The following is a 24,599-nucleotide window of genomic DNA, read 5'->3' on the forward strand; positions in this document are numbered from 1 at the left end:
CCTATGGAGGTTTGTGGTCATGCAAGAAAAATTTATTAAAAAGCATCATATATTAGATTATGAGCACGATTATTTAAAAAAAGTAAAATTGGGTATAACAACAAGAGAAGACGGTTTTAGTCCTTTCCCTCGTAACGCTTTTAATATGGCAAGATATATTGATGATAATCAACAGAGTATCACTCAACATCAAGAAATGCTTGCTACTACAATTGACTTTCCTAGAGAGCAATGGGTTTTTCCAATTCAAACTCATGAAAATAAAGTTGTAGAAGTAACTGAACAAGATAGAGGTACTAATATTGATTCACTGACAGACCGCTTGCATGGTGTAGATGGTTTATACACATATGATGAAAATATTCTGCTTACAATGTGTTATGCTGACTGCGTACCTATTTACTTTTATAGTGAAAAGCATCATTTTATAGGTCTTGCACATGCTGGTTGGAGAGGAACTGTTGGTCAAATCGTCATCGAAATGATTTCACATATAGATTTTGAGTTATGTGATCTAAGTGTTGTCATTGGACCAGCCACTTCCAATTCTTATGAAATTAACGATGATATAAAGTCTAAATTTGAGGAATTACCGATAGATATTAATCAATATATAAAAACTAGAGGTGCAGACAGACATGGTATTGATTTAAAACTTGCGAATGCATTATTGCTGGAAAATGCAGGCATTCCTAAAGATAATATTTATATAACAGACTATGCGACATCTGAAGATTTATCATTATTCTTTTCTTACAGAGTAGAAAAAGGAAATACGGGTCGAATGTTAGCATTTATTGGTCAATAACGAAGAGGTGTATAGAATTGGACGTACAATATAATTTAAAGTGTATAAGTGAACAAATACAAACACATTGTGAAAAGGGTAATATTTCAACAATGCCAAACGTGATTGCAGTGACAAAGTATGTTACAATAGACCGAGCTAATGATGCATATAATGCAGGAATTAGACATTTCGGTGAAAATCGTTTGGAAGGGTTTCAACAAAAGAAAGCAGCCTTACCCAAGGACGCCGTAATGCATTTTATAGGTTCTTTACAAACTAGAAAAGTTAAAGAAGTTATCAATGAAGTTGATTATTTCCACGCATTAGATCGTTTGAAATTAGCAAAAGAAATTGATAAAAGAGCTGAACATAAAATTAAATGTTTTGTACAAGTGAATGTATCTGGTGAATCATCTAAACAAGGTGTTTCATTATCAGAGGTTAACACTTTTATTGAAGAGTTAAAGCAATATGAAAATATAGAAATCGTTGGTCTTATGACGATGGCTCCTTTGACTGAAGATGAGCCATATATAAAAAGCTTGTTTCAATTATTAAAAACAAAAAGAGATGAAATTAAAGCGCTCAATTTAAATTATGCACCTTGTACTGAGCTATCTATGGGAATGAGTAATGATTATCATTTAGCCGTTGAAGCAGGTGCATCGTTTGTGAGAATTGGGACTAAACTTGTAGGAAAAGAGGAGTGAGCCCCGTGGCTTTAAAAGATTTATTTAATGGATTTTTCGTTGTAGAAGAGGAAGATGACGAATTAGAAGCGCCGCACGAAGAAGAACAAAATAGAAACCAAAACAAACAACAAGCACAGTCTCAAAGCAACTTTAATGAACAATCAAACAATGGTTATACAGAAAAACCAAGATCAATACAGTCCGTTCCCAAGAAACAGTCAACAAGATTACAGCAATCATCGGGAGAAAGGAAGTATCAAATGAATAACAGTTCATCTAAAAATAATACAAGGAACGTTGTGAATATGAATAATCAAGAACAAGATCAATTTGATTTTGCACAAGAAAGTTCTAAGATGTGTTTATTTGAACCCCGTGTTTTTTCAGATACACAAGATATTGCAGACGAACTTAAGAATCGTCGTGCTACATTAGTTAATTTACAACGCATTGATAAAGTTTCTGCTAAACGCATTATCGACTTTTTAAGTGGTACTGTTTATGCAATTGGTGGAGATATTCAACGAGTTGGATCAGATATATTCTTATGCACACCTGACAATGTTGAAGTTGCTGGGAGTATCACTGATCAAATAGAAAATATGGAATACCAAGGTGAATAGAGGTAAAAATAGATGGATATTGGTTTATTAGCAAACATATTTAATTTTATTTTATTCTTGGTTCAGATTTATTATTACGGGATGATTGTATACTTTGTTATGTCATGGATTCCCAATGCACGTGAAAATAAATTCGGTCAATTTTTAGCGAAGTTATATGAGCCGTTTTTAGAACAATTCCGTAAAGTTATACCACCAATTGGAATGATTGATATTTCATCAATCGTTGCAATAGTAGTACTTGTACTATTCCAAAGAGGTTTAGCAAATATATTTGACTTGATTTTAAGGAATCTAATTTAAGGTATTGTATAAAACTTAACGAACTAACATAAAATAAATGATAAGCACCTAACGTTGAATAACGAGAGGTGCTTTGTATTGTATTTGGAGTGATACACATCGATATTTATCAACATTTCAGAAAAGAAGAACATGATTTAATAGATCAACTTATTGATAAATGTAATCGTGCAAATGACCAATACGCTCCTGTATTGACAACATTTCTTGACCCACGTGGTCAGTATATAATGGAGGTTGTTGTAGGCAGCTTTGATGATTTGAACGTTACATTTTATGGTGGGCCATACTCAGAAAGAAAAAGGGCTTTTATTGCGCCAAGTTACTTTGAACCAACTAAAGAAGAATTCGAAATTGTATTGATTGAAGTTGATTACCCACAAAAATTTGTAACACTACAACATCAACACATTTTAGGTACAATTATGTCGCTCGGAATTGAAAGAGAGCAGTTAGGCGACATTGTTGTATCAGATAAGATTCAATTTACTTTGACAAAGCAACTTGAATCTTATCTTATATTAGAATTAAATAGAATCAAAGGTGCAACAGTTAAACTTAATTCTATTCCTATAAAAGATATGATACAATCAAAAGAGAATTGGCAATCATTTGATACAACAGTAAGTGGCTTAAGGTTAGATGTTGTATTAAAAGACATGATACGTAAATCTCGAACTATTTCAAAACAATTAATAGACAAAAAACGTGTTAAAGTAAATCATACAGTGATTGATGCCGCAGACTTTCAACTTGATAGTGGTGACTTATTGTCAATACAAGGATTTGGCAGAGCTATGATTACTGACATAGGCGGTAAAACTAAAAAAGATAAAATTAGAATTTCTTACAAAACGTTATTCAAATAGTGGTATAATAAGCTATCATATAATTTGAGACTACGTCTTTAACGCTTTGTACAATTTAGTAAATGATATATTATAAAAACATATTGTAGATAAAACACTATTTCCGTTATTTAACCAATGGAGAAAATAGTGTATTATAGAAGGAGGATATTTATGCCTTTTACACCAAATGAAATTAAGAATAAAACTTTTACAAATGCAAGAAATGGTTTTGAACCTACTGAAGTTGAAAGTTATTTAGAACAACTTAGTAATGAAATAGAACGTTTGAAAGAAGATAAAGTACAATTAGAAAAAGTGATTGAAGACAAAGAAAGTAATATTCAATCATATAAAGAGGTACATCAATCTGTTAGTGACGCGTTAATACAAGCTAAACAAGCAGGGGAAGAAACTAAAGCAGCTGCGACAAAAGATGCTGAAGCAACAGTTTCTAAAGCGAAAGCAGAAGCAGATAGAATTGTTAACGATGCAGTTGAAAAAGCACGTAGACTTTCTTTCCAAACTGAAGATATGAAACGTCAATCCAAAATTTTCAGATCACGTTTCCGTATGTTGGTTGAAGCACAATTAGATTTACTTAAAAATGAAGATTGGGATTATTTATTAAATTATGATCTTGATTCTGAACAAGTCACTGAAGAAAACATTAATCATTTAAACGATAATGAATTGACTGAAGAAGAAAAAGCTATGAAAGCTAGAGCAGAAGCAGATAATAATGCCACTGCTAGCGACCAAACATCAGCTACTGATTCAGAAAATAAATAATATTAGATAACAGACGCGTTTGAAACATTAAACATATCGCAGCGAGTTAGGGATAGTGGGAGCCTTTCATATGTTAGTTTCTTATATCACTGTTATGTCATCACAAAGTAATAAAGATAATGAGAGAACTCTAAGTTGAGTTAATCAGGGTGGTAACGCGGTATACATCGTCCCTGTTAATTGAACTTAGAGTTCTTTTTATTATTTAAAATGAATAAAGTATGAAAATCGGAACGAGGAGTGTATAGAAATGGACTATAAAGATACATTATTAATGCCAAAAACAGATTTCCCAATGCGTGGCGGTTTGCCAAATAAAGAGCCTAAGATACAAGAAGAATGGGATGAAAAAAACATCTATCAAAAAGTATTAGATAAAAATGAAGGGAATCCTTCATATATTCTACATGATGGCCCACCATATGCGAATGGAAACTTACACATGGGTCATGCGTTAAACAAAATTTTAAAAGATATTATCACACGTTATAAATCAATGCGTGGTTATTATGCACCGTACGTGCCAGGTTGGGATACACATGGTCTGCCAATCGAACAAGCATTAACTAAAAAAGGTGTTAAACGCAAAGAATTGTCAGTAGCAGAATTCAGAAAAAAATGTGAAGCATTTGCATTAGAGCAAATTGAAAATCAGAAAAAAGATTTCAAGCGCTTAGGTGTTAAAGGTGATTTTAACGACCCTTATATTACTTTAAAACCAGAATATGAAGCAGCTCAAATTCGTTTATTTGGAGAAATGGCAGAAAAAGGTTTAATCTATAAAGGTAAAAAACCAGTATATTGGTCACCATCAAGTGAATCTTCATTAGCAGAAGCGGAAATTGAATATCAAGATAAACGATCACCATCTATTTATGTAGCATTTGATGTTAAAGATGGTAAAGGCATTGTCGATCCAGATGCAAAATTTATTATCTGGACTACAACACCATGGACGTTGCCGTCAAATGTGGCGATTACGGTGCATCCTGATTTAACTTACGGTCAATACAATGTAAATGGTCAAAAATATATCATTGGAAAAGATTTAGCGAGTGATGTTGTAGAAGCGTTAGGATGGGACGAAGATACTTTAGTATTAGAAAATGAATTTAAAGGTAAAGATTTAGAATATGTTGAAGCACAACATCCATTCTTTGAGCGTGAGTCATTAGTAATTAATGGTTTACATGTCACTACTGATGCAGGTACTGGATGTGTACACACTGCACCTGGACATGGTGAAGATGACTATATTGTCGGTCAAAAATATAATTTACCTGTGATTAGCCCAGTAGATGATAAAGGTGTATTCACTGATGAAGCTGGTCAATTTGAAGGCATGTTTTATGATAAAGCGAATAAAGAAATCACAGACTTACTAAAAGAAAAAGATGCATTACTACATTTAGAATTTATTACACATAGTTACCCTCATGACTGGCGTACGAAAAAACCAGTTATCTTTAGAGCAACACCACAATGGTTTGCATCTATAGATAAAGTACGTCAAGATATTTTAGATGCTATCGATGAGACACAATTCAAAGTGGATTGGGGTAAAACACGTATCTATAACATGATTCGTGACCGTGGCGAATGGGTAATTTCACGTCAACGCGTATGGGGAGTGCCATTACCAGTATTTTATGCTGAAAACGGCGACATTATCATGACATCAGAAACAGTTAACCATATTGCTGATTTATTTGAAACAAATGGATCAAACATCTGGTTTGAACGTGATGCGAAAGATTTACTACCTGAAGGCTTTACGCATCCAGGTAGCCCTAACGGTGAATTTACAAAAGAAACTGATATCATGGATGTTTGGTTTGACTCAGGTTCATCACACCGTGGTGTGTTAGAGGCACGTTCGGAATTATCATACCCAGCTGATTTATACCTTGAAGGTAGTGACCAATACCGTGGCTGGTTCAACTCATCAATTACAACTTCAGTGGCTACAAGAGGCCAATCTCCATATAAAATGTTATTATCACATGGTTTTGTTATGGATGGAGAAGGTAAGAAAATGAGTAAATCATTAGGCAATGTGATTGTGCCGGATCAAATTGTGAAACAAAAAGGTGCAGACATTGCACGTCTATGGGTGAGTAGTGTTGATTACCTAGCAGACGTACGTATTTCAGATGAAATATTAAAACAAACTTCTGACGTTTACAGAAAAATTAGAAATACTTTAAGATTTATGTTAGGTAACGTAAATGATTATAACCCTGCGACAGATGCAATAGCTGAAGATAATTTATTAGAAGTGGATAAATATTTATTGAACAGATTACGTGAGTTTACTGCGAATACTTTAGACCACTATGATAACTATGACTATTTAGATATCTTCCAAGAAGTTCAAAACTTTATTAATGTAGAACTAAGTAACTTCTACTTAGACTATGGTAAAGATATTCTTTATATTGAAGAGCGTGATTCTCATAAACGTCGTAGTATGCAAACAGTTTTATACCAAATCGTAGTTGATATGACGAAATTATTAGCTCCTATCTTAGTGCATACATCTGAAGAGGTTTGGTCGCATATTCCTCATGTAGAGGAAGAAAGTGTACACTTAACGAACATGCCAGAGCGTGTTGAAGTAGACCGTGAATTTGTAGATAGATGGAATACATTTATGAAATTACGTGATGATGTCAACCGTGCATTAGAAGTTGCACGTAACGAAAAAGTAATCGGTAAATCATTAGAAGCTAAAGTTGTGATTGGAAGCAATGATAACTTTGACGCGACATCATTCTTACAACAATTTGCTGATTTACAACAATTATTTATTACTTCTCAAGCAGAAGTAGTAGATCATGTAGAAGATGGAATTCCATATCAATATGGAGATATTCGTATTGAGCATGCACATGGTGAAAAATGTGAGCGTTGCTGGAATTACAGTGAATCATTAGGTTCTGTAGGTGAACTAAATAACTTGTGCCCGCGTTGTCAAGAAGTTGTCAAAACGCTAGTATAATTGAGACACTAGTTGTTATTAATTGAATATATTGATTTGGATGAGGCTGGGACATAATTAAGTGTCTTAGCCTCATCTTTGCTGGAGTGGAATGATAATAAAACTTATGTTATAAAATATAAAGTCATTATCACTCAATATTTCCGATTCCTTTTATTTATTTTCGATGGTGTACATCGATAATAAAACAAAGATAAAGTAATTTAGAAGAGCTTAAGTAAAACTTGATTTTAGAAGGGTGTTTTTTATGTTTCATAACCAAAGTGCACATTTTGTAAACGGCATAACATTAAATGTAAGAGATAAAGAAGCTATGAAACAATTTTATGAATATATCTTAGGGCTTAATGTAGTGAATGAATCATATTCGATTGTCCATTATGAAATTGGCAATTCAAATCATTTTCTAACCTTAAAGCAAATCAACTATGGTAGAGAACCATTAACTTCGGAAGCAGGGTTATTTCATTTAGCAATTAGATTACCATCGAAAACAGATTTAGCGGATTTGCTCGTACAATTGAGTGAGTATGGATTGCCTATTAATGGTGGAGAGCATGATATTACAACATCATTATTTTTAGAGGACCCGGAAGGCAATGGCTTAGAATTTTATGTGGATCATCCTATTGAAGATTGGGTATTTGAAGATGACAAGGTTGTTTTAGAAACACAACCAATCAATGTTCCTAATTTATTAACCTATGTTTCAAATGAAAAATGGCAAGGTATACCTGATGAAACTTTAATTGGATATGTTAATCTTAAAACAATAGAATTAAAGCGCGTAACTTCATATTATAAAAATTTCTTTGGTCTAGAAGCCTCCTCCTTAGAAACAAACACAGCATTGTATTTATCTTCTAATGGTTATCACCAACATATAGTAGTTAATAATTGGTTTTCGCGAATTAAGCGCATTGAAAACCAAAAAACATATGGGTTGGCGTGTGTAGATTATCACTATCCTGAGACTACTCACAAGAATATTACAGGACCAGATGGAATACTGTTTCGTTTTAATTTTTATAAAGTAATGTAGCTAATGTGAAGCAAAGACAAAATTATTTTATTATGATACTAGGAAATTTTATTAAATGAGTATTATGAAAGAATATAGTATTATACCAATGGTTGATTATGAATTATTAAGTTTTATATATATAATCAAACTGTAACTTTTTTTATAAGTTTGATTAGGATATAATGAAAGATGTTGTAAAAGCGACTGAGCGCAGAATAGGAGGTACAGGCATGAAACGTCAGTACTACATTAGTATTTCTTTATTCATAACAATCGTTATATTATTATTAGATCAAATCACAAAATTTATTGTTGCCAGTTCTATGAGAGTTGGAGATTCTTTTAACGTAATTCCTAATTTTTTAAATATAACTTCTCACCGAAATAATGGTGCAGCATGGGGTATATTGAGTGGGAAAATGAGCTTTTTCTATATTATTACAATTATAATTCTGGTTGTATTAATTATATTTTACATTAAAGAAGCGAAACAGCATTTATTAATGCAAGTAGCTATTAGTTTATTATTTGCAGGAGCATTAGGTAATTTTATTGATCGTGTGTTACATGGAGAAGTTGTAGATTTTGTTGATACAAATATTTTCGGTTATAATTTCCCGATATTTAATGTAGCAGATTCTAGTTTGACCATAGGCGTATTGTTAATAGTAATCGCTTTGTTAACAGATATGAAGAAAGAAGAATAGGAGAGATATCGTATGGAAATACATGAGTTTAAGATAGAAGACCAGAACGATACAGGTCAACGTATTGATAAGTTATTACCTGAATATAATTCAGATTGGTCACGCACTCAAATCCAAGATTGGATAAAAGAGAATCTTGTAAAAGTTAATGATAAAATCATTAAGTCTAACTACAAGACAAAATTGAATGACTATATAGTTGTGACTGAAAAAGAAATTGTAGAAGCGGATATTCAACCAGAAAATTTAAATTTAGATATTTTTTATGAAGATGATGATGTAGCTATAGTATATAAACCTAAAGGAATGGTAGTTCACCCATCAGCTGGTCATTACACAGGTACTTTAGTTAATGGTCTTATGTATCAAATGAAGAATTTATCAGGAATTAATGGTGAAATTCGTCCAGGTATTGTACACCGTATCGATAAAGATACATCTGGATTATTAATGGTCGCTAAAAATGATATAGCACATCGTAGTTTAGTAGACCAATTAGTTAATAAGACAGTTACTCGTAAATATGTCGCATTGGTTCATGGTAATATTCCACATGATTATGGCACAATTGATGCACCAATTGGCAGAAACAAGAATGATCGTCAGTCTATGGATGTTGTAGATGATGGCAAAGATGCAATTACGCATTTTAATGTATTAGAGCATTTTGATAAATATACATTAATTGAGTGTATACTAGAAACTGGTCGTACACACCAAATTCGTGTGCATATGAAATATATTGGTTTCCCATTAGTTGGTGATCCAAAATATGGACCGAAAAAAACGATGGATATAGGTGGCCAAGCATTACATGCTGGTTTAATAGGGTTTGAACATCCAATTACACATGAAAATATTGAAAAATCAGCCGCATTACCAGATGATTTTGAGCAATTATTAACTGAGTTACGTAGAAGCGAAAAATAATTATAAGAGTTTGGATATAAATATCTCTAATTAAAGAATAAACGTTAATTTCTATTTAGATTATATAGAAATTGACGTTTTCTTTATTTATTGAAGTTTACATGTTTAAGTGTCCATTTTGAAGTGAGCATGTCATAATAAATGTTAGTCCTTTATGTTGAATATTAAGTTTATGTCTCAAGCGCCTTATTGTTCTTTTATCATGAATTGAATTAACGATTACTATAATGTGCTTGTTATTTTCATGTTTATCGACTTGCAAGGTAATATGATTCATGGTATTATTATGACAGTTTAATAAAGAGCGAAAGTCTTTAATTGTGAGTCCAGAGAGGCTCCGAAGACATGTATTTAATAAAAAAGATTATAAACTTACTGTTTGTTCATAAGAATGAAGAAACGCTATTGTAGTTATAGTTTCTTAACGCAATAGGAGCCATAGTATAATTTTTTAACTATGGAAGAGAAAGCATCTCATGTTATTGAGTGATGTCTCTTGAAGTTTGTAGACTTTTTTAACTAAACCTCATGTCTAATAAAGACATGGGGTCTTCTTTATATCATCACTTAATTAAAGGCAGGTGTTTAAAATGTCAGAACGCGTTATTATGGATGAGGCAGCAATACAAAGAACAGTTACACGTATTGCACATGAAATTTTAGAATATAACAAAGGTACTAATAATTTAATCTTATTAGGCATTAAGACACGTGGTGCATTTTTAGCGAGACGTATACAACAAAAGATCGAACAAATAGAAGAGGTAGCTGTACCAACTGGAACAATAGATATTACACAATTCAGGGATGATTTAGAGCAAACAATAAATCAAGTTGATGATAAAGCGTATGAAATAGATGTAAATATTACAAATCAAGTTGTTGTTATTATCGATGATGTTTTATACACAGGAAGAACAGTGCGAGCTTCATTAGACGCTGTTCTACAGTACGCGAGGCCCAAAAAAATTGGCTTAGCTACTTTAGTAGACAGAGGTCATAGAGAATTACCGATTCGCGCAGACTTCGTAGGAAAAAATATTCCTACAGCAAAAGAAGAAGATGTATCAGTATTTCTTCAAGAAATAGATGATAGAAATGCAGTTGTAATTGAATAACACCTTTTAATTCAGTACGAGAGACTGAAAAAGGGAAGAGGTAAAAGCTACTATAAAAATTACTGTTTGAACAGGATTTTTATAGACTTTTAGAAAGATAAGCTACTTGCTTAAAACAAACACCTCTTCATATTATCTTGATTAAATTATATTGAGCTATCGTTTTAACTTACGAATAACGCTTAGTTTTCTATAATCAAAACAGATAATATATACTTTTTAGTCTCTTTACATGAATTCAATGTAAAGAGATTTTTTTATGAGAGGAAGCATAAACATGGAAAATGAAACAATGTTTGAACGAACAGTTAAACCAGTATTAGATGTAGATGATAGACCTAAAATTGGACAATGGGCATTCTTGAGTACGCAACATTTATTTGCAATGTTTGGCTCCACAGTACTTGTGCCGTTTTTAACAGGATTACCAATATCATCGGCACTTTTAGCATCAGGAATCGGGACATTGTTATATATCTTAATTACTAAAGCAAAAATACCTGCTTATCTTGGATCAAGCTTCGCCTTTATAACACCGATCATTACAGGGTTAAACTCACATAGCTTAGGCGACATGCTTGTGGCGCTTTTTATGAGTGGTGTCATGTATGTTCTGATTGGTATAGCAATTAAAATTAGTGGAACAAATTGGTTAATGAACCTATTACCACCAGTAGTTGTTGGTCCGGTTATTATGGTTATCGGCTTGAGTTTAGCACCAACCGCTGTAAATATGGCAATGTTTGAGAACTCGGGAGATATGAAAGGCTATAACTTAAGTTATTTAGCAGTAGCAATGATTACATTACTTGTAACGATTATAGTACAAGGTTACTTTAAAGGTTTCTTATCTTTAATTCCAGTACTCATCGGCATAGTAACTGGCTATATTGTTTCAATTGCTATGGGGTTAGTAAACTTTGCGCCCATCGCTGAGGCCAAATGGTTACAATTTCCAGAAGTATATATACCATTTAAAGATTACACACCTTCATTTCACTTGGGGTTAGTATTAGTATTAATACCCATTGTGTTTGTGACTGTTAGTGAACATATTGGACATCAAATGGTAATTAACAAAATAGTAGGGCGTAACTTCTTTAAAGATCCAGGTTTAGATAAGTCTATCATTGGTGATGGTGTATCAACGATGTTTGCGAGTATCATTGGTGGGCCCCCAAGTACAACTTATGGAGAAAATATTGGTGTGCTAGCAATAACTAAAATATATAGTGTATATGTTATTGGTGGCGCTGCAACAATTGCAATTATTCTAGGATTTGTTGGGAAATTCACCGCATTGGTTTCATCTATACCAACACCAGTAATGGGTGGGGTATCCATTTTACTCTTCGGTATTATCGCTGCTAGTGGATTGAGGATGCTAGTCGAAAGTGAAGTGGATTTTGCAAGTAACAGAAATTTGGTCATTGCTTCTGTCATTTTAGTCATAGGAATAGGGAACCTTGTATTTAATTTAAACGGCTTAGGTATTAATTTAGAAATTGAAGGCATGGCATTAGCTGCTTTAGCAGGTATAACACTGAATTTGATTTTACCGAAAGAAACACCAGCAGATTAATAAAAATTGTCATAATAAGGAGCTGAAAAATATGGATAATTTACTAACAATGGAACACTTAAATACGACTGAAATTTATGAATTGATACAACGCGCGAGCGCTTTTAAAAATGGTGACGTGAAACCATGTTGTTTTGATGATAAATTCGTAGCAAATTTATTCTTTGAAAATTCCACACGCACAAAAAGTAGTTTTTTAGTAGCCGAACAAAAATTAGGATTAAAATTAATTGATTTTGAAACAGATACATCTTCTGTTCAAAAAGGTGAATCGCTATATGATACTTGTAAGACATTAGAACAAGTAGGTGCAGATGTGTTAGTAATTCGACATCCTCAAACAAATTATTATGATGAGTTAGAAAAGTTAAACATCCCAATTATCAACGCTGGTGACGGAAGTGGACAACATCCCACTCAAAGTTTATTAGATATTATGACAATCTATGAAGAATACAAAACATTTGAGAACTTAAATATTTTAATTTGTGGAGATATTAAAAATTCACGTGTAGCCAAAAGTAACTTTCAAAGTTTAAGTGCTTTAGGTGCAAATGTGATGTTTTCAAGTCCAGAGTCATGGAAAGATGAAACATTAGAAGCACCGTATGTAGAAATAGATGAAGTGATTGATTCAATAGACATCGTGATGCTACTTAGGGTACAACACGAGAGACATGGCGATAGTGAAATAGCTAGTTTTGAAACAACGCAATACCATGAACAGTTTGGACTTACACAACAACGATATAACAAGCTAAATGATCGAGCGATTATTATGCATCCAGCTCCGGTCAATCGAGGCGTAGAAATAGAAGATACGCTTGTAGAAGCACCTAAGTCTCGTATTTTTAAACAAATGGAAAATGGTATGTATATCCGCATGGCAATTATTGACTATATCTTACAAATGGAAGGGGCAACAGCAAAATGAAATTATTAACAAATGCGCAAATATTACAAGACGGTGAACTAACAAAGGTATCAATCTTAATAGATGGGAAATATATTAAGAAAATCGCACCTCAAATAGATGTTGATGCAGGCACAGAAGAAATCGACCTCAAAGGACAATTTGTTTCACCAGGGTTAGTCGATGTTCATGTTCATTTACGTGAACCAGGTGGAGAACATAAAGAAACAATTGAGACAGGAACAAAAGCGGCAGCTCGAGGTGGTTTCACTACAGTTTGTCCTATGCCAAATACTCGTCCAGTACCAGATTCTGAAGAAAATCTTAATCATTTAAATCAATTGATAGCAGAAAATGCGCAGGTTAGAGTCTTGCCATACGCTGCTATAACAGTGAGACAAGCAGGTAAGGAACATGTTGATTTCTCTACGCTTGCAAAAAATGGTGCATTTGCTTTTACCGATGATGGCGTAGGGGTACAGCAAGCGAATATGATGTACGAAGCTATGCAAGAAGCTGCAAAAGTTAATAAAGCTGTCGTAGCACATTGTGAAGATAACAGCTTGATTTATGGTGGTGCCATGCACGAAGGAGAACGTAGCAAAGCTTTAGGAATACCAGGTATTCCAAATATTTGCGAAGCAGTACAAATAGCCAGAGATGTGTTATTAGCAGAAGCAGCAGGCGCTCATTATCACGTTTGCCATGTATCAACTAAAGAAAGTGTTAGAGCGATACGCGATGCTAAAAAAGCAGGCATACATGTAACTGCTGAAGTTACCCCACATCACTTATTATTGACTGAAGACGATGTTCCTGGAGATGATGCGATTTATAAAATGAATCCTCCTTTAAGAAGTAAAGAGGATAGAGAGGCATTGCTTGAAGGATTGCTAGATGGAACTATTGATTGTATCGCAACAGATCATGCTCCACACGAAGCTGAAGAAAAGGATCAACCAATGACTAAAGCACCATTTGGTATCGTAGGTAGTGAAACAGCATTCCCATTGCTTTATACGCGCTTTGTTAAAAATGGTGAGTGGACGTTACAACAATTAGTTGATTATTTAACAATTAAACCAGCCCAGACATTTGATTTACCATATGGAAGATTAGAAGAAGGTGGATTAGCTGATTTAGCAGTTATCAATTTAGACAAAGAAACTGAAATCAACGCAGATGACTTTGCGTCTAAAGGACGTAACACACCATTTATAGGGTATAACGTTTATGGAACACCAGTATTAACAATGGTTGAAGGTGAAGTTAAATTTAAGGAGGAAAAATAATGTTAAAGCAACGTTATCTTGTTTTAGAAGATGGTTCATACTATGAAGGTTACCCAATAGGCTCCGATAATTTAACACTAGGTGAAATTGTCTTTAATACGGCAATGACAGGTTATCAAGAAACGATTTCAGATCCTTCATATACCGGTCAAATTATTACATTTACTTACCCTTTAATAGGGAATTACGGTATAAATAGAGATGATTTTGAATCACTTGTTCCTACTTTAAACGGTGTTGTAGTAAAAGAAACCAGCAGCCAACCAAGTAATTTTAGAAAACAAAAAACATTTGACGAAGTACTTGTAGAGTATGATATACCAGGCATTTCAGGTGTCGATACACGAAGTATTACAAGGAAAATTCGAAAATACGGCGTGCTAAAAGCTGCGTTTACAGATAATAAAGCCGAGATTGAGCAAATAGTTACACAATTAAAAACAAAAATATTACCACGTAATGAAGTGACAACTGTATCTACAAAATCTCCTTATGTATCTACTGGCTATGGATTAAGTGTTGTCTTGGTTGATTTTGGTAAAAAACAAAATATTGTAAGAGAACTTAATGCACGTGGTTGTAATGTAACGGTAGTACCATACGACACGACTGCAGAAGAAATTATTAGAATGTCACCTGATGGTGTGATGTTGTCTAATGGACCTGGTGACCCTGAAGCGGTTGAAACAGCATTAGAAATGATTCAAGGCATCTTAGGACAGGTTCCATTTTTCGGTATTTGTCTAGGTCACCAATTATTTGCACTAGCTCAAGGAGCGACTTCTTTCAAAATGAAGTTTGGTCATAGAGGCGCTAATCATCCAGTCAAAGACTTAAAAACTGGAAAAATTGCATTAACGAGTCAAAATCACGGTTATGCAATTGATAAAGATTCTTTAATAAATACAGATTTAGAAATTACACATATTGCTATTAATGATGGCACAGTTGAAGGTTTGAAACATAAATCATCACCAGCTTTTTCAGTACAATATCACCCTGAAGCATGTCCGGGACCGTCAGATTCTAATTATTTATTTGATGAATTTATCGACATGATGAACGAATATAAAACAAAGGAGTGTACAATCAATGCCTAAACGTCAAGATATAGAAACGATTTTAGTTATAGGATCAGGACCAATTATCATCGGTCAAGCTGCAGAGTTCGATTATGCAGGTACTCAAGCATGTTTGGCATTAAAAGAAGAGGGCTACCGTGTAATATTAGTTAACTCAAACCCAGCTACAATAATGACGGATACTGAAATTGCCGATAAAGTGTATATTGAACCATTAACGCATGATTTTATTGCACGTATTATTCGTAAAGAGCAACCAGATGCACTCCTACCTACATTAGGAGGTCAAACAGGATTAAATATGGCAATTCAATTACATGATAGTGGAGAATTAGAAGCTAATAATGTACAGCTATTAGGAACAGAATTGCAGTCGATTCAACAAGCTGAAGATAGAGAATTATTTAGAACATTGATGAACGAACTAAATGTACCGGTTCCTGAAAGTGATATCGTCAATACAGTTGAGCAAGCATTTGCATTTAAAGAGGAAGTTGGTTATCCGTTAATCGTAAGACCGGCATTTACAATGGGCGGTACTGGCGGCGGCATTTGTTATAACGATGAAGAATTTAAAGAAATCGTAGGTAACGGTTTACATTATAGTCCGGCTACACAGTGTTTAATTGAAAAATCAATTGCTGGCTATAAAGAAATTGAATATGAAGTTATGCGTGATAAAAATGACAATGCTATTGTTGTCTGTAATATGGAAAATATTGACCCTGTGGGTATACATACAGGTGACTCAATCGTAGTAGCACCTAGTCAAACGTTGTCAGATGTAGAATATCAAATGTTACGTGATGTATCATTAAAAGTGATACGTGCATTAGGCATTGAAGGCGGTTGTAATGTACAGCTTGCGCTGGATCCACATTCTATGGATTACTATATCATCGAGGTGAATCCTCGTGTATCTCGTTCATCTGCATTGGCGTCAAAAGCAACAGGTTATCCAATTGCCAAATTAGCTGCCAAAATTGCAGTAGGATTGACGTTGGATGAAATGTTGAATCCGATTACTGAAACATCATATGCTGCCTTTGAGCCCACATTAGATTACGTGATTTCTAAGATTCCACGCTTCCCATTTGATAAATTTGAAAAAGGTGAACGTGTTCTAGGTACACAAATGAAGGCGACAGGCGAAGTAATGGCAATCGGAAGAACATATGAAGAGTCCCTACTTAAAGCGATTCGTTCTTTAGAATATGGTGTACATCATTTAGGCTTACCAAATGGTGAAACGTTCGATTTAGATTATATTAAATCGCGTATCAAAGACCAAGATGATGAACGTCTATTCTTTATAGGAGAAGCAATCCGCAGAGGTACGACATTAGAAGAAATTCATGAAATGACAAAAATAGATTATTTCTTCTTAAATAAATTCCAACATATTATTAATATAGAGCATGATTTAAAGGCTAATAAAGGGGATATTAATTACTTGAAATTTGCTAAAAATTATGGCTTTAGCGACCGTGTCATTGCTCATCGTTTCGACATGACAGAAACTGAAGTTCACGATTTAAGAGTAGTAAATGGTATTACACCAGTGTATAAAATGGTAGATACATGCGCTGCAGAATTTGAGTCAGCAACACCTTATTATTATGGAACATACGAATACGAAAATGAATCTATCGTTACGGATAAAGAGAAAATTCTAGTGCTAGGGTCAGGTCCAATACGTATTGGTCAAGGTGTTGAATTTGACTATGCAACGGTGCACGCTGTATGGGCAATTCAACAAGCTGGTTATGAAGCAATTATTGTAAACAATAATCCAGAAACTGTATCAACTGATTTTTCAATATCAGATAAATTATACTTTGAACCACTAACTGAAGAAGATGTCATGAATATTATTGATTTAGAACAACCTAAAGGGGTAGTCGTTCAATTTGGTGGCCAAACAGCAATTAACTTAGCTGATAAACTAGCAAAACACGACGTTCAAATTCTAGGAACATCATTAGAAGATTTAAATAGAGCAGAAGACCGTAAAGAATTTGAAGCGTTATTGCATAAAATTGGTGTGCCACAACCAAATGGTAAGACGGCTACATCACCTCAAGAAGCACTACAAAATGCAAGGAACATTGGTTATCCAGTCGTTGTAAGACCATCTTACGTATTAGGCGGACGCGCGATGGAGATTGTTAATAGTGACGCAGAATTAGAAGACTACATGAATCAAGCTGTTAAAGCTAGCCCAGATCATCCTGTATTAGTAGACAGATACTTAACAGGTAAAGAAATTGAAGTTGATGCTATATGTGATGGAGAGACTGTAATTATTCCGGGTATCATGGAGCATATCGAAAGAGCGGGTGTTCACTCAGGTGATTCTATTGCAGTTTATCCACCACAAACATTAACTCAAGTAGAAATGGATACGCTAGAAGATTTCACTATTAAATTGGCAAAAGGGTTAAATATAGTCGGACTAATTAATATTCAATTTGTTATCGCACACGACGGCGTATATGTTTTAGAAGTGAATCCACGTGCCAGTCGTACGGTGCCATTCTTAAGTAAGATTACTGATATTCAAATGGCACAATTGGCAATGCGTTCCATTATGGGCGAAAAACTTGTCGATTTAGGTTATGAAGCTGGAATCCAACCGTACGCAAATGGTGTGTTTGTCAAAGCACCGGTCTTCAGTTTTAATAAATTGAAAAATGTAGATATTACGCTTGGACCTGAAATGAAATCAACAGGTGAAGTTATGGGGAAAGATTCTACAATGGAAAAGGCGCTTTACAAAGGGTTAACTGCAAGTGGTATGGAAGTCAGTGACCACGGGACAGTCTTGATGACAGTAAGTGATAAAGATAAAGATGAAATTATATCTATTGCACATCGTTTAAACGAAGTAGGCTATAAAATTTTAGCGACAGAAGGTACTGCCCAGAAATTAGCTGAAAATCAAATTCCTTCAGAAGTCGTTGGCAAAATCGGTGGTGAAGATGATTTATTAACTCGCATTCAAAATGGTGAAGTTCAAATCGTCGTTAATACGATGACAAAAGGAAAAGAAGTTGAACGTGATGGCTTCCAAATCAGGCGTGCATCTGTTGAAAATGGTGTACCTTGTCTAACATCGTTAGATACAGTAGACGCACTAACAAGTGTCCTTGAAAGTATGACTTTCACAATGAAAAACATGTAATACGGCAACAAAATAATCTAAGGTAAAATAGTGTTTGAATAAATTACTATTTTACCTTTTAATTAAGTAAATAAAGAAATTTAAAGTGTTGGGGTGTAAATAAAATGAGAAACTTACCTATTATTGCATTAGACTTTGATTCTGTGGAAGCGGTAGATACATTCTTAGACCGATTTGAAGAACCATTATTTGTAAAAGTTGGAATGGAACTTTTTTATCAAACTGGCCCACAATTGATATCATCGATTAAAGATCGCGGTCATGATATTTTTCTAGATTTAAAATTGCATGATATTCCAAACACTGTTGGAAAAGCGATGGAAGGATTAAGTAAATTGAACGTTGATTTAGTAAATGTGCATGCTGCCGGTGGAACTGAAATGATGAAAAGTGCTTTAGTAGGACTTAAAAAGCATAACCCTAACATTAAACTGATAGCAGTAACACAGCTGACATCTACAACAGAAAGAATATTGAGAGATGAACAAAATATTCAAAGCTCGATTGAAGACGCTGTACTTAATTATGCTCAGTTGGCACAATTATCTGGATTGGATGGTGTAGTATGTTCACCACTTGAAGCTCAACTGCTTAATAGTGAACTAGGAGAAGCGTTTTTAAAAGTAACGCCAGGTATTAGACCATTAGATTCGACGAAAGATGATCAACAAAGAGTAACAACACCTGAAGATGCTAAAGAAATGGGAGCGACTCATATTGTCGTAGGTCGTCCAATTACTAAAAGTAGTAATCCAGTAGAAAGTTACCATAAAATTAAAGAAAGTTGGTTAAGATAAAATGGCAAAAGCAATTGCAAAATCATTATTAGATATTAAAGCAGTTTCATTATCTCCAAACGATCCATTTACGTGGAGTTCAGGAATTAAATCTCCTATTTATTGTGATAATCGAGTAACCCTTGGTTATCCAGATGTACGACGCGACATTAGGAATGGTTTAAGCGAATTGATTAAAATAAATTTTGAAGATGTTGAAATTCTTTCTGGTACTGCAACTGCAGGCATTCCTCATGCAGCCTATGTATCTGAAGTACTTAATTTACCGATGAATTATGTACGTTCAAAAAGTAAAAGTCATGGTAAGCAAAACCAAATTGAGGGTGCATTAAGTCAAGGTAAAAAAGTTGTAGTTATAGAAGATTTAATTTCTACTGGTGGTTCATCAATTACAGCTGTTAATGCGCTTAGAGAAGCAGGCGCAGAGGTTCTCGGTGTGGTTGCTATATTTACTTATGGTTTGAAAAAAGCTGATGAAGAATTTCAAAACATTGGGGTACCATTTTACACTTTAAGCGATTATAATGAACTTATAGAAGTCGCGAAAGAAAATGGAGAAATTTCTGACAATGATATTAGTAGATTAGTTGATTGGAGAGACAACTTATCATAATATACTAAGCGGAGGGGATGTTATGACAAATGACCCGAAAGAAGCTTATAATCATTTCGCACACTTAAACAAATTTTTAAAAAAAGAGCAAGATTATAGACATCAAGATAATGCAGGATATGACAAAGTCGGTTCAATGCAGACAGTTGAAGACAATATTTATAAAAAATCTAAATCAACTATTAAACAAAAAGGGCACATATAATAACGAACTCAATGTGACTTCTATATAGCTTTAATGTTGTTTAACATCATATTTGAGAATTTAGAATAAAAAGAATGAGACAGAAATTTAATTTTTAATAATTAAATTTCTGTCTCATTCTTGTTTATACACGACAAGCCATAATAATAGTTTTACCTTAGATAGTAATAACTAAATATTACATGGGAAAAATCCTCCATTTTAACTTGATGGAGGATTCAAACTATCGACAGTTTTTTGTACACGTTTTCTTCGGGCCAATGCCTTAGCCTCTAGTCTTTGGTCAGTGTTTTTATGTGAATGGAGCTTCTGATAATCGTCGATTACATTACTTTTGAAATTTGATTCGGCTTATGTAATCAATTATTGAAACTTTAATAAAATTATATGTTTTATTTTAAAACTCCTTTTCTTCCATACCTAACTCTTTCAATGCCATTTTCTCAAACGCTGATTCTCCTGATTTCATAGCAAACTCAGCAATGAACATTGGAAATACTGCATTAAGTTCTATTATATGCTCTTTCATTCGAGGCCATATTTCACCACCAGCTTTACCGTATGCAGTTATAAGTTGATCTAATCCTTCTTCCCCAAATACACGATGGTGTCCCATAAAGTCCATTGATGGATCGGAGTGAGTTGCTTCAGTCCAGTCTATAAGACCTGTGACGTTTGCTTGGTTATCAACCATTATATGTCCTGGATGTAAGTCACCATGTATCATGGTCGCATGTCGAGGCCATAGTTCGTCGTTTTCTAACCATTGTTTCCATCTGTTCCATAATTCATATGCTACGCCATAAGTTTCTTTAACTTTATTCATTCTTCTTTGAAAGTCATTTTTTATTTCTTGTATAGTTTTAATTTTTATATGCTGCGCGGTAATGTTTTCTTCTGGTATATTGTGTAAGTCTACGAGCGCTTCGGCTAATGTATTAACAAAGTTTTCTGGTACTGGTTTGTGTTCAATTTCCCAGACATAATCTTGTATTTCTGGGTCTATTGTGGCTGCAGGATTGCCAGTAAGTTTTGGGTAAGCAATAAGATCTTTTGCATGTACTTTCCACTTCGGTATTTCAAATGAAACATTATTCTGTAAAAAGTCTACCACTTGTTTTTCGGATTTTGTTCGTTTATAAACGTCAGGTCTTCTTGGTAGTCTTAAAACCCATTCTATGCCATGTTCATCTTTTCCAAATGCAACTTGGAAATCAAGGCCAGATTCATTCAATGAAATTGTTCGAGATTGGATGTGTAATTGATGTTTTTCAGCACATTTAATAATTTCATTATGTTGAGTCATTTTATTGGCTCCTTATTTTTACTTTATTTTTCTTATAAACGTATTTTTATCTTGATATAAATTAACCTAATTTGCAAACGATAACTGACTACACGACTTCGGGATATAAAATATGAAGTGATTTATGTTCTAATATTATAAATGATTGTACTTTCTGAACATTATATAGACATTGTTTTTCTACCGAAGACATTAAATTCATTGAATATACTTTTGATGAAGAATCTTATCGTAACGTATTCTATAAAAACATGATAAATTGCTATTTACTTTATTATAATACTTAAAAAAGTTATTCAAAATATACTAAGGTATAGTTTTTAAATTATATCATAAATAAACCCTATACAAATTAATGCATAGAGTTTACCTGTGTTCTGAACTCTCCGTCAGTTTAAACGGAGGTGTTTATTTATGTTGTTAAAATAGATGAGCAATTTAAAGCTCATATTTTAATTTTAAAACTAGCGTATCATTATTTTAATAATAATATAGCCCACCAATATTACTAAGGCAGCTATAAGTAATGGAATAATATAATAAGACATGAAATACCTCCAGCAATTTTATTTATATTTTAACTGTGAAACGTAAAAAGTAAAAGCGTCATGGTCATAAATAAAGTATAACAATAATAGTCATTAAGATGTAACGGTTTAAATTATATTATAAAAATTGTGTGCTATTAAAGGTAGTATGGCTTTATTGGTTGTGGTACATTTGACCTTACAATATAAATGATAATTTTTGAAAATTGATGCGCAATAATTTTAAATTAATTTATAAAATACTTTATTATTTATGAAAAGTTATTTTAAAAAAGAGGTGGGCTTATATGAAAATGTTGGAACAGTTATTTAAAGATCACACAAAAAATATCATCATTTGCATATTAGGAGCGTTTGTAAGTGCTCTAGCGGTCAATTGCTTTATATTAGGCTCTAATTTAGGTGATGGTGGAACAGTCGGTATATCGTTAGCATTAAAATATGCGTTTGGATGGTCACCTGCGCTAACATCATTGATTATTAACACAATTGTTATCATTGTTGGTTGGAAATTTTTAAGTACACGTACTGCAGTTTATACATTTATAGCGAATACAGCCATCTCGATTTTTTTAGATTTAACTAAAACCTTTAATACGGGAATAGATAATTTTGTTATAAATGCAACATTTGGTGGTGTTTTAGTCGGTGTTGGTATTGGTTTAGTTATTGCTGCAGGTGGTGTCATTGGTGGAACATCTGTAATTGCAAAAATGTTAAATAAATATTTAGATATAAAAACAGCTCAAGCTATCTTCATATTAGATGGTTTAGTCGTACTATCTTTTCTTTTTGTGTTACCACTTATAAATGTATTATTTACTATAATAATGCTATTTGTTACAGAAAGAGCAACCTCATTCATAATTGAAGGATTTAACCCTAAAAAAGCAGTTACAGTTATTTCTAGTAAAAATGAAGTCATTAGTGACAGAATTAATAGTTTTACGGGTAGAGGGTCTACTTTATTAAATGGTAAAGGTGGTTACGGTAAACATGAAACGAGTATGTTATATGTCGTTGTCCCTCAATCACAAGTAACAAGAGTGAAAAAATTGGTGAATGAAGAAGATGAAAATGCCTTTTTAGTTATTCACGATGTACGAGATGTGCTAGGAAATGGCTTTATCAACTTATCTTAAATGATAATATTCTTTTGAGATATGCTATTGAATTATTTTATTGATATAAGTATAAAAGCACATTTAATCTTTTGATTTTTGTTCTGCTTTGTCGATTTTTTATGAAATATCCTTTATGCTAATGATAAGAAAAATTTAGGGGGTAAAATAATGGCAATACCAAAAATCACGACATTTTTAATGTTTAACGGTAACGCAGAAGAAGCGATAAATTTATATGTAAATACTTTTGAAGATGCTGAAATATTAGCATTGGTCCATTATAGTGAAAGTGACAATGAACCCACTGGGGCCGTGCAACATGCAATTTTTAGGTTGAAAGACCAAGTATTTATGGCAATTGACAACATGAATGGTGTAGATATTGAAATGAACCCAGCTATGTCTTTATATGTAACTGTTGATAACCCAATTGAAATGGAAAGATTATTTAATAAATTGAAAAGTAGCGGTGCAATATTAATGCCTAAAACAGAAATGCCGCCATTTAGAGAATTTGCATGGATACAAGACAAATTTGGTGTGAATTTCCAATTGGCACTGCCAGAAAGCAAATAATTATAAATATAGATCAATAATTTATTTTATGAAAATAGTCTTATCATCTATAAGATTTTGTTTCAGACATTGATCGCGAAATTGAATGAATAATGATTTTAATAGGACATCTACTACAGGATTTACTTTAAAACGATTAATTGTTTTATAAGAAGTTTTTTGATTTTGTGATAGCCACATCATTCGAATATTACCACTAAGCAATTTTTCTGTTTTACGACAAGGCGATACGGAGTGTGCGTAGGCATATAGAATGAGTTTTAACATCATTTTAGGTTGATATGATGTAGCACTACGATAATGTTTGAATTCATCGAATTCATTTTCAGGGGTTATTTCAACGGTTTCAGTAACATGTCGTGACATATCATTTGTGGGTATAAGAACTGAAGTTTCCATTGGTAGTGTAAGTTGAGTCATATTATAATCTTTATACAAAAGACACCTCGTTTAGTTTATTAGTATTTATTAAATTATTCGTAAGGACCCTATCCTTTCAATGTTTTAATGTAAAATTACATATGCATGCGACATATTTTGCGAGACTCT

Annotated in this window: 22 protein-coding genes and 1 pseudogene; 21 read left to right on the forward strand and 2 right to left on the reverse strand. The window is 33.3% G+C overall.

Features of this window, described 5'->3' with window-relative positions; translation table 11 throughout:
* The first annotated feature begins 19 nt into the window (after positions 1–19).
* From pgeF to ACSUE0_RS10820, 19 genes are all read left to right on the forward strand, one after another.
* The gene (pgeF, locus tag ACSUE0_RS10730) at positions 20–808 is read left to right on the forward strand and encodes a peptidoglycan editing factor PgeF (RefSeq protein WP_436957331.1); all 789 of its coding nucleotides are present in this window, start codon (positions 20–22) and stop codon (positions 806–808) included.
* A 17-nt stretch (positions 809–825) separates the two neighbouring features.
* The gene (locus ACSUE0_RS10735) at positions 826–1,500 is read left to right on the forward strand and encodes a YggS family pyridoxal phosphate-dependent enzyme (RefSeq protein WP_017724218.1); all 675 of its coding nucleotides are present in this window, start codon (positions 826–828) and stop codon (positions 1,498–1,500) included.
* Between the two features lie 5 nt (positions 1,501–1,505).
* Positions 1,506–2,105 carry a cell division protein SepF gene (locus ACSUE0_RS10740; protein WP_017724219.1) on the forward strand — a complete coding sequence of 200 codons (600 nt, stop codon included), beginning with the start codon at positions 1,506–1,508 and terminating at the stop codon, positions 2,103–2,105.
* 12 nt (positions 2,106–2,117) lie between these two features.
* Positions 2,118–2,408: a YggT family protein gene (locus tag ACSUE0_RS10745; protein ID WP_119613802.1), complete on the forward strand. Its 291-nt coding sequence runs from the start codon at positions 2,118–2,120 to the stop codon at positions 2,406–2,408.
* Between the two features lie 89 nt (positions 2,409–2,497).
* Positions 2,498–3,277: an RNA-binding protein gene (locus ACSUE0_RS10750; protein ID WP_436957360.1), complete on the forward strand. Its 780-nt coding sequence runs from the start codon at positions 2,498–2,500 to the stop codon at positions 3,275–3,277.
* A 153-nt stretch (positions 3,278–3,430) separates the two neighbouring features.
* The gene (locus ACSUE0_RS10755; RefSeq protein WP_119613800.1) at positions 3,431–4,048 is read left to right on the forward strand and encodes a DivIVA domain-containing protein; all 618 of its coding nucleotides are present in this window, start codon (positions 3,431–3,433) and stop codon (positions 4,046–4,048) included.
* Between the two features lie 250 nt (positions 4,049–4,298).
* On the forward strand, positions 4,299–7,049 hold the full coding sequence (gene ileS, locus ACSUE0_RS10760; RefSeq protein WP_436957334.1) for an isoleucine--tRNA ligase: 2,751 nt from the start codon (positions 4,299–4,301) through the stop codon (positions 7,047–7,049).
* A 247-nt stretch (positions 7,050–7,296) separates the two neighbouring features.
* Positions 7,297–8,091 (forward strand): VOC family protein, encoded by a 795-nt coding sequence (locus ACSUE0_RS10765; RefSeq protein WP_119613798.1) that lies wholly within the window; start codon positions 7,297–7,299, stop codon positions 8,089–8,091.
* A 212-nt stretch (positions 8,092–8,303) separates the two neighbouring features.
* Complete coding sequence (lspA, locus tag ACSUE0_RS10770; RefSeq protein WP_017724225.1) at positions 8,304–8,780, forward strand: signal peptidase II; 477 nt, start codon at positions 8,304–8,306, stop codon at positions 8,778–8,780.
* 12 nt (positions 8,781–8,792) lie between these two features.
* On the forward strand, positions 8,793–9,710 hold the full coding sequence (locus ACSUE0_RS10775; RefSeq protein ID WP_017724226.1) for an RluA family pseudouridine synthase: 918 nt from the start codon (positions 8,793–8,795) through the stop codon (positions 9,708–9,710).
* Positions 9,711–10,300: 590 nt separating this feature from the next.
* Positions 10,301–10,828, forward strand: a complete 528-nt coding sequence (pyrR, locus tag ACSUE0_RS10780; protein ID WP_119613797.1) for a bifunctional pyr operon transcriptional regulator/uracil phosphoribosyltransferase PyrR — start codon at positions 10,301–10,303, stop codon at positions 10,826–10,828.
* A gap of 277 nt (positions 10,829–11,105) precedes the next feature.
* Positions 11,106–12,410 carry a uracil-xanthine permease family protein gene (locus tag ACSUE0_RS10785; protein ID WP_017724228.1) on the forward strand — a complete coding sequence of 435 codons (1,305 nt, stop codon included), beginning with the start codon at positions 11,106–11,108 and terminating at the stop codon, positions 12,408–12,410.
* A gap of 31 nt (positions 12,411–12,441) precedes the next feature.
* Positions 12,442–13,344, forward strand: coding sequence for an aspartate carbamoyltransferase catalytic subunit (locus ACSUE0_RS10790; RefSeq protein WP_119613796.1), 903 nt, complete (start codon positions 12,442–12,444; stop codon positions 13,342–13,344).
* Positions 13,341–14,615 (forward strand): dihydroorotase, encoded by a 1,275-nt coding sequence (locus ACSUE0_RS10795; protein WP_436957338.1) that lies wholly within the window; start codon positions 13,341–13,343, stop codon positions 14,613–14,615. Before ACSUE0_RS10790 ends, ACSUE0_RS10795 begins: the two co-directional genes overlap by 4 nt.
* Positions 14,615–15,715 carry a carbamoyl phosphate synthase small subunit gene (locus tag ACSUE0_RS10800; protein ID WP_436957340.1) on the forward strand — a complete coding sequence of 367 codons (1,101 nt, stop codon included), beginning with the start codon at positions 14,615–14,617 and terminating at the stop codon, positions 15,713–15,715. Before ACSUE0_RS10795 ends, ACSUE0_RS10800 begins: the two co-directional genes overlap by 1 nt.
* Positions 15,708–18,881 (forward strand): carbamoyl-phosphate synthase large subunit, encoded by a 3,174-nt coding sequence (carB, locus tag ACSUE0_RS10805; protein WP_436957342.1) that lies wholly within the window; start codon positions 15,708–15,710, stop codon positions 18,879–18,881. The genes ACSUE0_RS10800 and carB overlap by 8 nt, the downstream gene beginning before the upstream one ends.
* Positions 18,882–18,985: 104 nt before the next feature.
* The gene (pyrF, locus tag ACSUE0_RS10810; protein ID WP_436957344.1) at positions 18,986–19,678 is read left to right on the forward strand and encodes an orotidine-5'-phosphate decarboxylase; all 693 of its coding nucleotides are present in this window, start codon (positions 18,986–18,988) and stop codon (positions 19,676–19,678) included.
* 1 nt (position 19,679) lies between these two features.
* Entirely contained in the window at positions 19,680–20,291 is a 612-nt protein-coding gene (pyrE, locus tag ACSUE0_RS10815) for an orotate phosphoribosyltransferase (protein WP_119613791.1), read from the forward strand.
* A 22-nt stretch (positions 20,292–20,313) separates the two neighbouring features.
* Positions 20,314–20,496 carry a hypothetical protein gene (locus tag ACSUE0_RS10820; protein ID WP_119613790.1) on the forward strand — a complete coding sequence of 61 codons (183 nt, stop codon included), beginning with the start codon at positions 20,314–20,316 and terminating at the stop codon, positions 20,494–20,496.
* 397 nt (positions 20,497–20,893) lie between these two features.
* Here ACSUE0_RS10820 and ACSUE0_RS10825 read toward each other — a convergent pair whose 3' ends face one another.
* On the reverse strand, positions 20,894–21,802 hold the full coding sequence (locus ACSUE0_RS10825) for an Mph(C) family macrolide 2'-phosphotransferase (protein WP_119613789.1): 909 nt from the start codon (positions 21,800–21,802) through the stop codon (positions 20,894–20,896).
* Between the two features lie 835 nt (positions 21,803–22,637).
* Here ACSUE0_RS10825 and ACSUE0_RS10830 point away from each other — a divergent pair.
* Together ACSUE0_RS10830 and ACSUE0_RS10835 are read left to right on the forward strand one after the other, a co-directional pair.
* A complete protein-coding gene (locus tag ACSUE0_RS10830) occupies positions 22,638–23,492 on the forward strand; it encodes a YitT family protein (protein ID WP_119613608.1) in 855 nt (284 codons plus the stop codon).
* A gap of 150 nt (positions 23,493–23,642) precedes the next feature.
* Complete coding sequence (locus ACSUE0_RS10835) at positions 23,643–24,050, forward strand: VOC family protein (RefSeq protein ID WP_436957347.1); 408 nt, start codon at positions 23,643–23,645, stop codon at positions 24,048–24,050.
* 27 nt (positions 24,051–24,077) lie between these two features.
* Here ACSUE0_RS10835 and ACSUE0_RS10840 read toward each other — a convergent pair.
* Positions 24,078–24,488, reverse strand: a pseudogene (locus ACSUE0_RS10840) (transposase); the annotation flags it as partial.
* Positions 24,489–24,599 lie beyond the last annotated feature (111 nt).

It is taken from the genome of Staphylococcus sp. AS1337, from assembly GCF_051408735.1.
Lineage (GTDB): Bacteria > Bacillota > Bacilli > Staphylococcales > Staphylococcaceae > Staphylococcus > Staphylococcus xylosus_B.